This is a genomic window from Paenibacillus sp. FSL R5-0912 (assembly GCF_000758605.1).
In the GTDB taxonomy this organism is placed as follows: Bacteria; Bacillota; Bacilli; order Paenibacillales; family Paenibacillaceae; genus Paenibacillus_AQ.
In genome coordinates this window covers 1,695,846-1,712,145 of the sequence record NZ_CP009282.1, presented here as the reverse complement: position 1 = coordinate 1,712,145, position 16,300 = coordinate 1,695,846, and the positions used below count along the sequence as shown (strand labels likewise).

General features: G+C 40.9%; 10 protein-coding genes and 1 pseudogene. All 11 read right to left on the bottom strand.

The features are described 5' to 3' along the window. Positions 1 to 83: 83 nt before the first annotated feature. Entirely contained in the window at positions 84 to 2,570 is a 2,487-nt protein-coding gene (locus tag R50912_RS07345) for a pPIWI_RE module domain-containing protein (RefSeq protein WP_042233569.1), read from the bottom strand. Continuing rightward, a complete protein-coding gene (locus R50912_RS07340; protein WP_052416087.1) occupies positions 2,567 to 5,650 on the bottom strand; it encodes a pPIWI_RE_Z domain-containing protein in 3,084 nt (1,027 codons plus the stop codon). Before R50912_RS07340 ends, R50912_RS07345 begins: the two co-directional genes overlap by 4 nt. Further along, complete coding sequence (locus R50912_RS07335) at positions 5,647 to 6,708, bottom strand: restriction endonuclease-related protein (protein WP_042233565.1); 1,062 nt, start codon at positions 6,706 to 6,708, stop codon at positions 5,647 to 5,649. The genes R50912_RS07340 and R50912_RS07335 overlap by 4 nt, the downstream gene beginning before the upstream one ends. A gap of 119 nt (positions 6,709 to 6,827) precedes the next feature. After that, positions 6,828 to 7,067, bottom strand: coding sequence for a hypothetical protein (locus R50912_RS07330; RefSeq protein ID WP_042233564.1), 240 nt, complete (start codon positions 7,065 to 7,067; stop codon positions 6,828 to 6,830). 190 nt (positions 7,068 to 7,257) lie between these two features. After that, positions 7,258 to 8,754: a DUF2357 domain-containing protein gene (locus R50912_RS07325; RefSeq protein ID WP_042233562.1), complete on the bottom strand. Its 1,497-nt coding sequence runs from the start codon at positions 8,752 to 8,754 to the stop codon at positions 7,258 to 7,260. Between the two features lie 381 nt (positions 8,755 to 9,135). Beyond that, positions 9,136 to 9,364, bottom strand: a pseudogene (locus R50912_RS36410) (MrcB family domain-containing protein); the annotation flags it as partial. A gap of 1,689 nt (positions 9,365 to 11,053) precedes the next feature. Continuing rightward, positions 11,054 to 11,434, bottom strand: coding sequence for a hypothetical protein (locus R50912_RS07315; RefSeq protein WP_042233560.1), 381 nt, complete (start codon positions 11,432 to 11,434; stop codon positions 11,054 to 11,056). Beyond that, positions 11,435 to 11,644 carry a hypothetical protein gene (locus R50912_RS07310; protein WP_042233558.1) on the bottom strand — a complete coding sequence of 70 codons (210 nt, stop codon included), beginning with the start codon at positions 11,642 to 11,644 and terminating at the stop codon, positions 11,435 to 11,437. After that, the gene (locus tag R50912_RS34820; protein ID WP_063840065.1) at positions 11,628 to 12,428 is read right to left on the bottom strand and encodes an NERD domain-containing protein; all 801 of its coding nucleotides are present in this window, start codon (positions 12,426 to 12,428) and stop codon (positions 11,628 to 11,630) included. The genes R50912_RS07310 and R50912_RS34820 overlap by 17 nt, the downstream gene beginning before the upstream one ends. A 307-nt stretch (positions 12,429 to 12,735) precedes the next feature. After that, positions 12,736 to 13,263, bottom strand: a complete 528-nt coding sequence (locus tag R50912_RS07300) for a hypothetical protein (RefSeq protein WP_042233557.1) — start codon at positions 13,261 to 13,263, stop codon at positions 12,736 to 12,738. Between the two features lie 321 nt (positions 13,264 to 13,584). Further along, positions 13,585 to 16,155, bottom strand: a complete 2,571-nt coding sequence (locus R50912_RS07295) for a UvrD-helicase domain-containing protein (protein WP_042233555.1) — start codon at positions 16,153 to 16,155, stop codon at positions 13,585 to 13,587. Positions 16,156 to 16,300 lie beyond the last annotated feature (145 nt).

Below are 16,300 nucleotides of genomic sequence, written 5' to 3'. Positions count from 1 at the left end.
TTCGACATTCTATATCTTAAGTCCTTGTAAAAATAGACGACAGTGAAGTCGTCTGGTATCCAGCTTTATATTCTGGACACACACTACACCAACTCCTCAGCCTCCTCCCAAAACTCCACTTCCTCATCAAATTCCGGATCATAATTTTTCTCTTCCCCAGTTAAATATTTCGACAGAATTTTTGTGATCCGTATGCCATACGGATATATTGTATGTTTATCGTAATTCAGACCTACTCTTCGCAATTGATCAACTAAATTAGCCAGATTATCACGTTCTATCTCATCCAGCTCGCCCAGAGGAATGTACTCGACTGCTTTCTGCTGAAGCAAATGTTTGCTAGGAGACAGGAACTTGATATCTTCATTTCTCACACCAGACCACGCTCTTGGCCTTCCACCAACACCATAATATATCCCTAGTGGATCTTTGAAAATCCCCGAAGCTTTGTTGAATTTCTCTTCAGCATCATCTTCAATAATCCTATATTGCGGCACATCATCCGTCATATTGACACGTATAGACTTAAGACGAGCATCGTTTACTAGCCGCTCACTCAGATAAGGAACTTTATCGTATTGAAGATCAGTATTTCGAATTACTGGAAGCCAGTCCTTTCTCAGCGTCGCATTGATCATTACCGTTAGCTGCTTTACATCTTGACCAAGCTCACTCTCAATAGCTCTGACTATAAAATCTAGAAAAACCTGTTTGCTTTGATTCCATTTGCCCGGATTGTCCAACATTTTGACCTGTTCCAGATAAAAAGGTGCCTCTCCTAATGGTAACCATGACTCAATTCCGAATATCTTTAACATTATTTCTGTACCGTCCATTTTTGATATGACAGGTAAATGTTTGTTGTCTGCTTTTAAAATATTGAATGACAGAATTGGACCGTATGAATCTAGCTTAGATACATTGTTGCTTAGGAAGCCTGCATCATTAAGCAAATCAAATATTGCATTAATTATGCGAGCAGTATCCCCCTTCTCATCTCCTCTAAGAGGATGTATGAACTGAGTAAGACGTCTTGCCTTTTTCATCCCTTCCCTTATAGCTCTCTTAGGATCACCGTCTTTGCTCCAGTTTTCTTTAGGCGCAATCTCTACTAATGCCAATGTCCGCTGATCCCCGGGAGAGCGTTCTTCATTAAGCAGCTTGTTAATTTGATTCACTCGCTTGATAAAGGCAACATCAGATTTATATGTTCCAACTTCCAGTTCATTTACAATTTCTACAGGACTGCAGTGTACGAATTCTACGGTTACATCCTTATCGCAATTGAGACCATAAACATTCTCTGAAATTTGACGATTAAAGATTATTGATTTATTTTCCAGTGATTTTTGTTCAGTCGTATAAACTTCTTTCATTGCAGTAAACATTGCTTCACTACTATAAACCTCAATAATAAGCTTTTCTGCTTGATGCGCGACAATGGGGAACCGAATGTCATTCATACGCTTACGAGGGATCTCCGGAATATGAAATAACGGTGTTAGATGATACATAGCAAGTACTTCTTTAAACTTATTAAACAGACCACTTTTCTCCGACAACCCGAGTCCTGAATTCACAAAGTTACCTTTGCCATTGAACGAATGATGATTGACTACATAGGCAGTAACTTCACCATTTCCGTCCAGGAATGCAGCAGGATTAGAGAGCAACATATCCGGTTCGAAGGATTCTCCATACAGAACATCCCAATACAAACCATCCAGGGCTGTTTTCCAGACTGCAAAAGGCGGTGTTCCCTGTCCACTACTAGCACGACGCTCAAACTGAAGCTGTGAGAAAGAAAGCTTCTCTTGCAACGTATACGGATTACGGACTGACACAAGAACAGAACAGGCATGATCCGCTTTTAAATAACAGTAACCTTCCTTAATTTGTGCGTTCTTCAAATACCGCCTTGTACCTACAGTTACAAGAATAAGCGGTCGATCAGCATCCCCACCACGATTCTTCAGTTCAACCTTCAGTACATACGAAAAAGGATCGTGTTTCGGTGATTTCCTGATCGGAGTGGAGACACATTCATGCTGATTATTAAAGATCGTATGATGAAACTGGAGCACCTCTACAATACCTTGTCCTAACTCAACAGTTCGCAGTTCTTCACAGAACTTATGAGCTGACAAGCCAGGGATCCATTGGTATTTATCTATAGCTTCATGAAGTTCACCAAAAGTAGAAGTTTCCCATCCCAGCTCAGCCTCTTTAATCTCTTCCGGGAGATTCGCTTCTAAATATCCTTTCAAATGTGCAAACCAGCCTAGAGTGAGCTTTTTAATATGAGACTCTGGAATTTCAACAGTAGATACAATCCATGGCAAGTCTTTTTGCAGTACTTTATTATTTAAATCCACATGAATAATCTCCGGGAATATACTCTTTAGCTTCTTGCAAAGAGGTTCAACCTTATAAGCAAGCTTGTGGTTTTGAGCTGTCGTTTGTGTAATGAAAAAATTGCGCCAGCTGTCCGGCATATGCATGACATGAATCGTTTCATGATAGAATACCGCTTCATTTACTTCTAGTGCAAAGAGCTCCATTCTGTTCATAGACTGCCTCCCATATTCATATTATTAATCGCTTCGCTAAAGGGCCCATATAAACTTTGGAAAATAGCATCCTTCTTGTTCTTGCGCATAATTGCTGCCCATACTTCAAGCATCGAATATCCTTCAGGGTTACCTGCTGGTTTAGCATTAAACTTATCATCACAGAAGTAGACACGGGCATCTAACCCTCCACGCAGCAAACGACCGATCATCTGCCATATCGGAACAAAAGTGTACCAGCCCATAATCTCTCTTTCTTTCGGACTTAAGATCGACCAGAAATCCGGTTTCATATACATATGTTCCAGCTTACCGCTGCTGATTTGCCGTAGCTTGGTAACCGCCTTATCGTAAACAAGGTTCTTTCCTTCTATGCGACGCAAATATTCTGGCAAATACGCATGCAGGACCTGAACAAGATAATTCAAATCATTGGGTATGGGGTAAGGACGAACCAGAAAGAATACTGAACCGAAGAGGGCCTCTCCCTGCCTATCTAATATGTTATATCCCCGACCAACAGACAATAGGGGTACAATCAATACCTCAGCCCGTTCCCGATAAAAGGATTCGATCAATACTCTGGAATACTGATCTTCTTGATGACCATCACCCCTTGAGAGCGCCTTATATCTGCCCGTCCAAGTTCGATCATTCCGAAAAATACTGCTGACTGTTTCAACATCATCATAAGAGTTCACAACCAGCAATACTCTCCTGTTGTTACCTTCAGTCCTCCAGTGATTCAGTTCATATTCAATATCTGGCTTTAGATGCTGTACCATCCCTCTTAAATATTGATCTCTCTGTTCTGGATCACGAATGCCTGACACCGAATAAAATTCTCCACGAACCTCATCAAGCACGGGCTTATAATTCATCTGAATAACTGAGCTTTGGCGGTTGGCTCGCAGCAACCATTCTGAAGGTGTCTTCAAGTCATAATGAGCTGACTTCGGAGCATGACTGGTTCCAGAGAGAAATACAACCGCAGGACCTGCTTTCCCGTCACATTCTTGATACAGATTATGCCAATCATGAAGCAGCAGACGGCCCACTGCAGTGTATTCAATCAGCTTGAACTTTCCGGTCTTTTCATTGTCAGGCAATTCATATTTATATCCCAAGGTAATCCCGGTCATCGCTTCTTTCATAAATGCCTGATAATCCCTCTGCATAGTAAACAACGGGGAGAAATTAATCGTTAGGCCAAGTTTAGCTTGAATCATAGGAAACGTAGTTAAAATGTATTTGATACTCTCCTCTGCCCTACATAAGTACAGGAAGAATTCAAGCTGTGCAAAGAGCAGTTCTGTTTTCACTTTTGGTTTAAGGACTCCGCTTACTTTGGTAATAATCTGCTCCAGGAGTCTCTGCTTCTGCTCAGAGCTATCTGCATCTACAATCTCATCAACGATTCTTGAGAGTATTGGATCCTTGTATGGGTCTGAGGCGTATTCGCTGAAACGTTTGAATACCCTTGACTGTAGTTGAGCATTGCCAGAGAGTTTTTCACTTAGTGTGCCAGCCAGTGCTGCCACCCGAATCAGATTATTCCTGATATCCTTCCTAAGCGTCTGAGACAATTCCAGTTTGTTATAAATTCGCCAGATCATCTGATCCAGCATACGAAGCCTATCGTTCCACTCAATAAAGGCAGGATCACCAGCATACTGACCATAATATCCACTGGTTAGCTCATTAGACTCATATCTCAGCTGTTCAAAGATATCGTCAGCTGCCCCGAACACATTGTATTGTGTCAAAAAGGTCTCATCAAACTGCTTCTGCACCTGATCCGCTTCATCTACAAAAACAACATCAAGCAGGTCATACATGGCTTCGTAAATCGTTCTCTCCAAGGGATCAATCACTGCTGATATACGTGTCTTCAGAACACTCGGCGCAGTGGCAACCCATACTTCAGCATTCTGCAAGGAAGATAAATCTTTATATACACCACAGGCATGCGCAAGCGGGCATTTCACAGATGTATCATCTTGCTGCAACTGGACACAAGGATATCTACTACTCCGATCATAATCTTCAGCCAACGCTTTAATGATACAAACATCAGATAAATGAATAAGTGACTCATGCTGCTGGCTCTTCCAATCACTAACCTCTTGAATGCCACTGCTATTCGCAAACAAATAGTTATTGAGATGATCTTCTCTGGAGGTTCTCCCAATAACAGGAACTGCATGTATTCCAAGCTTACGTAGTTCTCTGACACGTTCAAGGGCCTGCATAACACTACCTTCAATGAAGCCTACCCTTGCACCCTCATGTTTTACCAGCCGGTAGGCTTCCATCATCATAAAAGTCGACTTCCCTGCTCCAAGCCCCCCACCAATGTGTTGATTCCCTTGATACACAAATTCTAGATCCATACCATCAAGCGATTCCAAAAGCACAGACTTGGCCCTACTTACCCACATGGCCGATGCTCCTAGGAGTTGATCCATCTCAGTTGCTAATACAGCTCCGTTATATGGGACCGTAAGCTTAAATATTCTTTTAGGCCGATACGCTGGCAGAGGTTTGACTTCATTGGAGAGCATAGATTCAGGGATTCCCCCCTGGAAGGTAATCCATTGCCCACCTCGAATCCTTCGAGAGTATGTAAACACTTTTTCATTAGCAAAGGGTTTAGTATTCAACTGGCGTGGGATGGAATGTTCAAGGATATTGCTATAGATAGAAGAACGGTCAATTAAATAACGCGGAGCAATAAGAACTGCTCCTTCATCCTCCTTGATCTCGTATAACCGATACTCACTCCCAATTTCCCCATAAGCATTGATTCGTTTCAAGAGATTCTTCTTGGTTCGCAGTTCAGGAAATAGAATTCTCAGCCGGGTGATGATGTCCGAGCGAGTTGTATGTTTCAGAATGGGTTCATTGTAACCAACCAAAACTGACCACGCTTGATGGATAGATAGCTTAGGATCGATCAAAGTACAACCTGTAATGAGTAACTCCATGCTCACCAGAAGGTTAATTTCGGACTTACGCAGTTGAAGTGATTCAAACGCCTTGATGATACCTTCTGAAAGCTCCCAATAAGTCTGCCTCACAGAAACACCTTCTTCAGCGTGGATTCAATTTCGTTCTCCATAATCATTTCGATACATGCCCTAGCAGTTTCGTTTAGCAGATTCACACTTCGTTCACGATAAGCTGCGAAGAGCTGGCTGCGATAATTCGGAACTACAATAAGGCATTTGTTCTTGTACTTTTCCAGGTAGGCAGGACTCTGATGATTGAAGAAATTAGCAAGCGTCCGTGGATCTCTGAAATCCTTGACATCAAGAAATATACTCTTGCCATCTCTGAATACTAAGAGATCATATTCATCCACATTGGGATAGAGCTCAACCTGGTATCCTTTATGAATCAATCGTTCGGCGATTCTAAGTTCAGATATTCCAGGCAGTAATACAAATCTTTGAATTCCGGGCACAAGCCGCAATACTCTTTCCCTACCAAAATCAAAAGAACTCATGCGCTCAAAATCAGCAAGCAGATGACAGATATCTTCCTTATTACAACGCCACCGGTCATTCTTATATTCCAGGGTCCAGCCACAGTGGGGGCATTTCCGAAAGTTAGCCATCTTAGGTGTTATTTCTTCATAGCATTGTTTGATCAGATTCGTTAGTTGAATATCGAGGAAAGTATCGGCAAATTGGGACAATTGAAAGGAAGTAACTACGGCATTTTGGGGATTAGATAGAAACGTGCGAATGCGAGCATACTCCTGCTGAAGCTGCTGACCTTCTACCCGGCAATACAATAAGATCTCATACATAATCTGTTGCTCGGCATCTTGTGGGGAGACATGACGGTTCAGAAATTCATCAGCATCCGGCGTCAGGCCAATGAATTCCTCCAATAAAGGAGCGTCTTCGGGGTAAAAGTCTTGGAGGTCAGGGATTCCCCATTCTTGGGAGGGACGATGAAGTATCTGCAGTAGATGATACAGATCAACCGGAGGTTGAGCTTTAGAAGCAGCTGTCTGTTCTATGAATAACAGCATTCCCTTATAAAGCTCATCCGGAATCTTGCCATAGTTACCCTGCCATTTGTTAATGCCTGTGATCAGAGACAGAAGAGTGTCATGCGTTTTAGCCATAGAGCACCATCCTATTAGAAGATTAGGTTAGGTATAGGATAAACTATGGGAGTGACTATGAGTTGTCAGCGAATGTATGTTCCTAAACTGAATTTTTGAACTCTTGTGAAATCACTATTTCAAGAACCCAATTCTGGCTCAGTAAAATATTTATTTCGATTTCCTTGAATCTCGATATGAGATTCCCAAACAAAAAATTTCCAGTGTTCACCTATAAGAGGTGTAAATACCACGTAATCATGAGTCATCAATTTTCTAAGCTCTTTGAAATCTATATAATATACTTTGTTCCCCTCAAGTCTTACAGCCAAAATCGAAATATTAGCGTCATCTAAAAGTTCAACTTGAGCCATTTTCAAATCGAACCAACCACTACCTTTTTTGTGTATTTTAGAACCCGGAGTGCATACAACAATGCGTTCCCCATTTTTGTTTCCTCGTACATGATTTGTTTTCTTGCCATGGTTGTTAATTTACAACTGTACTTATTACTTAAGTGTTCGATTATATGATCTTTATCCGGAATTGACATTTGCATCCTCCTGATTTTTAATTATTAAGCTTTCCCTCTACCTCGTGAACTAGTTTATCTACCCACTTCTCTAGTGAGATCAAGTCACCACCCGGCATAAGTGTAATTGCCCCCATGTTATATCTTTCGTGAAAATCTGCCGTGAAATAGCCAAGCTCATCGCTCTGAACTGGAGTTAAAATATAAACGCTCTGAACTGCACGTTCGTCGTTATGGCGTAACAAGATTCCATCCTTGTACTTATGCATTTCTCCAAGTGCTGTCCCCAAATTGCTTGCAACGCGGTATTTAGGATCAAGTATATATAGATGTTCAACTGCATCAATAACAATGTCGGGAACCATCTTCTGTGTAAAGGTGTAAAAGTGCGGTGAATTATTTTGGAATACCCGTTGATAGGATAGTCGCATACCATTCTTTAACTGGACAACACTCTCGTTGTGCTCTGCAAAATGAAGGAAAATCCCTTCCCTTCTGGTTCGAAATAACCCACTGCTTTCTTTTAATAGGCCCTTTTCCCGAAAAAGCTTTACAAGCTGCATATAACACCATATCTCATATAGCGCAAAAGTTTCTCTCAGTGGATAATTGTAACTCATACCGATTCGTTCTTTCCCATGCTTGTATAAGCGATCAAACCATTGATAGCACTGTCGGTAAACGGGATGTTTTCGAAATACTTGGGATATTCGGATCACACCTTGGTAGGGAGTTACTTGCTGAAAAAAAGGATCTCTTAGCCAATACCCTACTTTATCAGCATAGGCTTCAGCTCTACTTGCAAATTCTTCCGGACTTGTATTCCCGTACAGCTTCAGCAGATTTCTCAGTTCCATCAGTTGCCGCTTTATCAGCCTATTCTCATATGTGTTGTAGCTATCTTCTCGCATAGAAGATTTCACTGTTTCCGGTATGGTTCCATTAGGGCTCCGCCCTCTATTTCGTTCTACCCAGACCAGTGTTTGTACATCCACTACCTTGACACTATCCCGTCTCATTTGCTGTTCATGGGCTTGAAGTACCCGAGTCGGGTTCTCAATCACGTGCCGGATCATGGTTGCAAGTGAAGAGAACGATGCTTCAATATAGCTCCATTGTGCCAAAGAAAGCTCACGCGAACGATCATCGGCATCAACTCCCATCTCAATCCCCGAATGCTCGAAACAAAGCGACGCTTCCTGTAAAATCTCACTTAACATGAGGTGATATTGCTCCTGCGTTATTTTCCGGGTATCCGAATAAATATAAGTATCAAATACTACTCCATTAATCACTAAAGTGACCTGGCCGCTATAAAAAGGTGTCGTTAATTGACCATAAACTTCGCTTTCACAGATTCGATTTGGGAAGTGCTGTAACCCGCAAAACTGGATCGAAGGCTGCGGTTCCAAGTCTTTCATTACATACTTCCAATCGTAGGTAGTGGCTTCGATTAAGTAGGCATCTTCCAAGGTAACCCATGCTTCACCATTTAATCGGAGCAGAAAATCACCGCCAGAACTGTGTTGCTCCATAGCGCACAAGCTCCTTCTCCATACGAATAATATGACCGTAACTTGCTGAATCTTCACTCAAATGTTCAGAAAAAGTTTCTTTTAGTTCTTTCAGTAGATCTGCTATCCGATCATCACCTCTAAGTTTCGGAAGCACCTTCTCCGCAATAACACGATCCAGCATAGCCTTTCTTGAGCCCTGATGTTCAACATCTAACGCAAGATAGCTGCTCATTTTCTGAATCATCTCATTCATTGTCCGGTATCCAAAATGCAGGTGATAGGGAGCTAACAACCCGTGCAGTAGCTTCAAAAATATAAATTCGTTCTGCAGTTCCGCTCTGACACTATCATCTACCCGACTCCAAAAAGTTAGCAGATCCACCTCGCTTAACGTCATAACGAATGCACGATCTAATACCTTGTCCGAAATACTATGTGTTGTTTCATCTACATTTATCGTTCCAATGAGATATACATTCGGCGGTATTTTAATTTTGGAAGGAATCAGTTCTAGGTCATCACGGTTATGCAAAGGGATTTCATGGTGTGATTCCACCCCACTCAGATAATCGCTTAAATAATACTCGACTCGGGCTAGATTCATTTCGTCGAGAACAATAAAATGTGGCTTCTCCCGCTCCTCTTGAGCGTGAAGGATCGCCTTTAAGAACTCTGTCATAATATATCCATTCTCAAAAGAGCTGTAATAGCCAAACAAAGCAGTCGCATCCGTCCAATCCGGACGCACAGGTATAATAGACAAATACGGATTGTCAGCTTCATAGGACAAACCATATACTGCATTTGCGTAGAGTTTAGCTAGCTGTGTTTTGCCCGTTCCCGAAATACCGCTTAGAATAACAAAATGCTTATCGTCCAAAGCTGTCAAATTCAGATGCAGGTCACGGATTAATTCTTTATTAAAAGTCAGGGAGCAGTTCTGAATCGTCTCATAAATAACTGAAAAATTAAAATTGCTGTTGTACTCAACAATCTCCGTTGAATGATCATCGTTTGCCGGATCGTCATCCACAGGTTCAACACTTGGAGCATTAGGTTCAAGAAAACTGAATCCTCCACGACCGTTAACATGGGCGAATAAAAGGGCCGCACAAGCGAATCTCCCTTTGATTTCGGCTAGCTCTTCTTCAAACTGCTGCTTTGAATTGTTGTATGTACCTGTCAGATATTCATTATCATTGCGTACCGAAATACCATTCTGATGTAGTAATTCAATTGCGCGAAGCTTTAATACCTCATTGTCTTGGTTTTGCATTTTAAATGATTTTTTAATCCACCATTCCTTACGATCACCATCAAGAAGACCTGAGACATTAGCATAAATATGATTATAACCCTCTACATTCACTGCAAGCACCGGTTTGTTTATAGCTGATCTCACATCGTATTCACTATAATAAAAGTAGCCTTGTACAATCGTCTGCCCATCCCGCTTTAATGTGAATTCCTGTTCCCGAGTTCCCGACTTCTCATTCTTAAGAGTTCCATAATGAATCTGATAGGGATATCCAAACAGCGAAACCGAATAACTCGTCTCCACCGAAGCAATCAACGCCATAATATGCGAGGATTTAGCACTTTGTGTTCTATCCTCAATTACATAATTCCGTAGTGAAGCCGTCTTCTCCCATATAACTCTTAACATATTTACAATATCAGCGGTTTGATACTCACCTTCCAGAGGAAGTGCTAGACCAAAATAAACCCAAGGTCTGGTTCTTGGTTTAATCATTGCAGTTAAAGTCTGTTCCAATTCAGATCGTTCAATTTCATTTTTCGTGAAGGAACCTGTTCTGGTGAATGTTCTGATCTCACTATCCAGTTCACTTAACATCGAATTCAGACGACCAGTCTTAATCAACTCATAGACTTGATAAAAACTTAGTTCTATATTGATATAAAACTGACGCTCAACACCGTTAAACTCGAGTGTTAGCAGATTGAACTCTTTGTTCCCTGTATTGCCAACGATTTGAGCAAAATACTTTTTGCCTATACTCGTATCTTTCTTTTGCTCTGCATATTTAGGATTTAACGAGTCATGATAGGTGGTCACTAAGGTTTGACCGTATGTAGCAATTCTATAATCCTGACCAATTAATTCCCCAGCCAACTGATCTAATTCTGATTTCCAGAACTGATCCATGGTATCATTAACTTTTTTGCATCGTTCCGTGGTATTTTCAATATCGAAGATTTGCTGGTATTGAGATAAGTTGATCATAATGAGCTCCTTTGAATGTTCGAGTCCGTTTTTATCCGTTACTTTTTTTGTCTGGCTGTGGCTAATACTAGTCTACGCCTCAGGCAACTCTAGTAACTGTTGAAATATTCCTACTCTAATAGATTCAGCATCATTTACTGTTACAAGCGGAATAGATTTACCAATTGCCTGCTTAAAACCCCAATACTTTTTAGATGATTTTTCTTTAACTTTACTAGTCCAGATCTCATCGACACAATCAATCTCAAAATGATTCTCTATTCGGTATGGGTCATTAAAGAGCCAATGATCCGAGATGGCAGGCATGCGTTCCCAACAGGAAAGATCATAATGAAACCGAGATAAGGTAATTTCGGGATACGCGTCTTCCCCGGCCAGTTCAATCTCGACTACATAAACAGCGCCTTCCTTCAAATCAGGCACTTGTTCGTTACCGGCAGTAGCTCCATCCAATTAATAAATCTTGATGAAATTATTGAGTAGCCAGCCATCCTCATAGCTATCTGACTTCCATCTTAAAAATCGTGGAGTTAATGGAACGAACCCCACTTCTTTACCGATCATATCCATCTCACCGAAAAGCAGATTTAAGTTTTTGTACGTTTCCCGCAGCACCTTTACAGCGAGACTGATATTACCGCCAAGATCATTTGATATAGACATAGTTTCCCTCCTGAACATTTTGGTGGATTGGCCATGATAAATTAGGCCATGACTTTGTTTTCTTGTAGAATGTATAGGACTGCCCATTCATAAAACTATCTTTGCCGGCAGAGCTGAATCCTCTAAAACGATCAAAGCCTTTTTGAAGCAAGAGGTCAATCAAATCCTGTAAAATCCTCCTCTGACCAATATCCAAATTCAGTAATTCAATGCCTTGCAGTTGCTCCAATACATTTTGCCAAGCCAGAAAACCCAACTTGATATCTTGTGATATGATAGAACGCCCTTTCATATCTCGTTCGACCGGCAGCAAAATATTTAAAGGGGCTAAGAATATAAGATACGCGGGTTGTTCTTGCCTAATATCTTGAAGCAACCGGGAATAACGAGCTAGCTGGTTGATACTTTCTCCCGGTGTGACCATTTCCTCTGACTCTTCGTCCTCTGATGAGAGCCCGCTATAGTATTTAACCTCGATACCAATAACGGCAGTGGGGAGTTTCAAAATCAAATCGATTTCCCCTTCTGCATGTCGAACCCAGAACTTGATCTCATAGTCAAATCCTTGAGTCGATAGTATAGCTTGCTCCCACTCCGATTCCTGATCATTGATCTCGAAACGAACTGCCATCAATACTTGCTGCAAAGCAGTTTCTATAGGAAGGTACCGAATCGAGCCAAAAAAATCACCCGTTAACTTGTCCTCAAGCCGGTCAGACAAGTTGCTGCCCGTTTTTGAGATTTTATTGTGAATTTCCGCAATCAAAGTTGCACTTCCTTCCAATATAGCCCTTCCTTATATACGCATTCATTCTGACAATCACATTTAACTCTACACTCTCTATTACCTATTTCCATTAGACCATACTGCCTAGACCACCACATGTCAGCGAACGTATGTTCATCTGGAAATTATTCCTTATCCATATCCGTCTCATTTCGACGAGTTGGGTCTGAAGTCCTTGTGAAATCAAAAAAAGACGGCCGTGAGGTCGTCTAAGAGAGCAGTTTCGGTGTGAAAATCTTGGCGGTAAGAGATTCGCCATTCTCTGAAGGGGGCGATGAACTATATCACCTTTCTTTAATGTAGATTAATTCTGATAAGGATTGGATCGCAAAGCCATCCCCGGATTAACAAGCGAAAGCACATATTGATGCTCTTCAAACAGTTCAGACAAATTCTCGAAGAATGTCTCATCAATATCTAACGGATAAACCTCCCCCTCAGTTAAAATACACGCGGGGACCGCGCCTTCTAATAGTGGTATGGCTGAGCTTGCTCGAATGTATCCCTTATGTTTCCACATAGATTCCACAATAGGGTCGGAGTCTCTACCAGTAAGCTGTCTATAATAAGGAGTGATCATCAGAATATAGCCATCAACCAGTTGATTTTGATCACCTGTTACTCTTTTCAGACAATTCCAGAATACAATAGGACCCTTTTTCAGCTTCTTAGATCTTTGGTTTAGTAAACCATCAATTGCTGTTTTGTAGATGCTCCGTATATGCTTATCGATAGCATCCTCATCTTCCGTGTGCTCCAAAAATGAAAGATCAAACAAGTATGCCCAACCCTCAGATCTCATCATCCCTTCAGTCAGTTCCATATTTACCATCAATGTCATCACCCATTCTTATTAGTTTAATGTGAGGGACTAACTTAACTTTGCATTTATACGGTTCGAGGGCTCGGTTCAGTTCCTTATTTAAACTGTAATAACAGTAAATCCTCTCGCTGCTTTCGCAAGTTAACTTGTTTTTCGCTAACTCCGAGTGTTTTTTGAAACCATCAATTAAGACCTGTTCCTTAGCTAATTTGTTTATCAGTGAAAGCAATACTCTGTCAGCGAGTGTATGTTCGCATAAAAAAAATCCTCCGTTGGGGGAGGATACAAGTAATAGCAAGTACATGAGTGTTTTCTATGATAAAGATCTACTCAATCAATAGGATTAATCAAGTTCCCCTCTATACCATTTAATAGAGTCGAAGGCACAGTACAGGTTAGATACATTTCATGAAGAGCACGAGTACAACCTACATAAAGAAGCTTTCGATCAAATTCTGAATCATCATATATATTGCAAGAAACATCAAATACAATAGTAGCATCAAATTCTAAGCCCTTTGAAAGGGCCGCATCGATTAGGATGATATCTTCATCTTGGGAATCTTGGGAATGAAATTGATTTGGCCTTTCTACAGCTTTTGACTGAATCCCAGCGCCTCTCAAAGTCCTAGCAATATCAGAGTTCCATTTACTGGTTTTCGTAATTATAGCTATTTTTGAATGACCCACATTCCGAAGTTGTTTCACTAAGCTGGGTAATGCATTCACTTGCTCTATACTATTTTCAAAGATGTGGAGACTTGGCTTATTTCCATTGCGTAGAATCGGCTTCGAAAGTGTGATTTTTCCATCACTCCAAGGTTTGATTATTGCATTTGCTACCTGAATTATTTCAATAGTCGAGCGGTAACTGACAGTTAACATACATAAATCACAAACGCCATCAAATAATTCTTGAACCTGTGACCAGTTATCTAATCCACGATAAGCATGGACCGCTTGAGCAAGATCACCTAAAATCATTAACCCCCCGTTTACTGTTAACTCACTGATTAACCATAGTTGAAAAGGAGAAAAATCCTGTGCCTCATCCACTACTGTATATTGATATTTTGCCGAAGTGGGGCTATTCTTTTCTATCACACCGATACCATCAGAAAGTGCATTTCGAATATAGAGAAGCGCAGGAAGATCCTCATACGAAAATTGTCTGTGCTCACTTTGTCTCTTAACATAGTCACAAATTCGTGTTATCTCGTCTTCAGACCAACCTTCTAATAGACTGGTCATCTGCTTAAAATCAGAAAAAGCCTCGAAATATATTTCAAATTCATTAATTTTGCGCCACTCTCTTGTCAGTTGCCCATATGAATCGTCAAATCGACGATTCAACTCAGCAAGCGAAGCCTTCGTTTCTGGTAATATATCACGATTAGTTCTTTCCAACTCTCTCATCTGCTGCTTAACATACCAATCAAACCGATACTTAATATTTTTCAAAACTTTCTCATGACGGGTCCATGGTTTATCGTACTTGAAATCCTCGAAATACCAGCGTCGCAATTCAATGTTACCAGCTTCAAAGCGAAACATCTCTGTCTCAGCTAAAACACCAATCACTGGAGCCATGTCATAGGTATAACTTTCGACTAAACCTTGTAATTTATCTTTGCATAACATAGACCCTCGCCAAGCACACCACTTAAAAAATTGAGGATTCTCATAAGCTTGATAAGGATTAACTCGACTCATCTTATAACCAGTATGACTTAAACGCTTTACAGCCCAATCATCGAATGACACTTGTTCAACACCCTCTAACCCTAGCCCTGGCAGCACCTCAGCGATGTAAGACATGAACATCTGATTGGGTCCAAATATAATCATCCGTTCTGGCAACAGCTCAGGATGGTTATGAAACAAGTAGGCAAGTCGATGCAAAGCAACCGTTGTCTTTCCCGACCCCGCCGACCCTTGCACAATTATTGGATTATTTTTGGGGAGTCGAATAATTCGATCTTGTTCTTCTTGAATGGTTTCTACGATGTCCTGCATCTGCTTTTTAGCATTTCCTTGTAACCGCGAAACTAATAAGGGATCAAACATACTCTCCTCACCGACATCATGAATATCCTTAATCTGCTGATTTCTAATTGTAATATTTCGAATCAGCTTAACTTCACCTTTTCCCAGACTATGATCCTCTATACGTCCTAGTCTCCTGCTATAGAAGAGAGCACCTGCTGGGGTCGACCAGTTGATGACCCGTAGCTTATCGTTCCCATCAGCCAGGCTAAACTTTCCAATATATAACGACTCATTTGATTGGCTAGTTTCTTGTTTGAAATCTATCCTTCCAAAGTAAGGTAATTGTAGGCTGTTTTTTAGATTATCACTGCTATCAGCAAAATGTCGTTGAAGAGCACGACGAGTCGATCGGTCAACACCTGCATTCGGCAGGTTATTCACCTCATTCAGCCGATGATTGATTAATTCAATAGTTCCATCTAAATACCGTTGTTCTTCTTGGAACAACGGAGAGACGCTAAATGATTTTTGCTTCAATCTTTTATTTCCGGCTACTGGCGCTGCATTAGACTTTGAGTTGAAATCACTACTAGGCACTGCAGTATATTGGAGTAAAATTCGCTCTACACTAATATTATTCTTTGATTTGGCGTAATCTAGCGCCGTCTTTCCATAACTGTTGATATAGTTAGGTTCTGCCCCTCCACGGAGTATAAGCATCTCCACCATGTCTTCAAGCCCACGCTCTGCAGCATACATCAATACGGTTCTCCCATTATCCTCAGCATTCAAGTTCCTCGAAATTTCGGGTATTTCTAAGAATCTTTCTACTTCCTCAAATTCACGATTCAAAACAGCATTAATAAATCTAATGTTTGTCCCTGACTTTAATTGTTCATTATTAATCGTCATAATGCTTCCCTCAAATATTTCGTCTTTGATATCGTTTGCTCGGTTAATAACTGGGCACCGAAAACATGTTTTAGGGCTATATTATTTAATCGTTATTGATAATGCACATTTTTTATTATGTAGTTCTTGCGGCACATTCTCCTGT

What these genes read in the sequence shown, in the direction of transcription:
- R50912_RS07345 (WP_042233569.1), bottom strand. Translation starts at nt 2,570, where the DNA reads ATGAACAGAATGGAGCTCTTTGCACTAGAAGTAAATGAAGCGGTATTC.
- R50912_RS07335 (WP_042233565.1), bottom strand. Translation starts at nt 6,708, where the DNA reads ATGGCTAAAACGCATGACACTCTTCTGTCTCTGATCACAGGCATTAAC.
- R50912_RS07325 (WP_042233562.1), bottom strand. Translation starts at nt 8,754, where the DNA reads ATGGAGCAACACAGTTCTGGCGGTGATTTTCTGCTCCGATTAAATGGT.
- R50912_RS07310 (WP_042233558.1), bottom strand. Translation starts at nt 11,644, where the DNA reads ATGTCTATATCAAATGATCTTGGCGGTAATATCAGTCTCGCTGTAAAG.
- R50912_RS07300 (WP_042233557.1), bottom strand. Translation starts at nt 13,263, where the DNA reads ATGGTAAATATGGAACTGACTGAAGGGATGATGAGATCTGAGGGTTGG.
- R50912_RS07295 (WP_042233555.1), bottom strand. Translation starts at nt 16,155, where the DNA reads ATGACGATTAATAATGAACAATTAAAGTCAGGGACAAACATTAGATTT.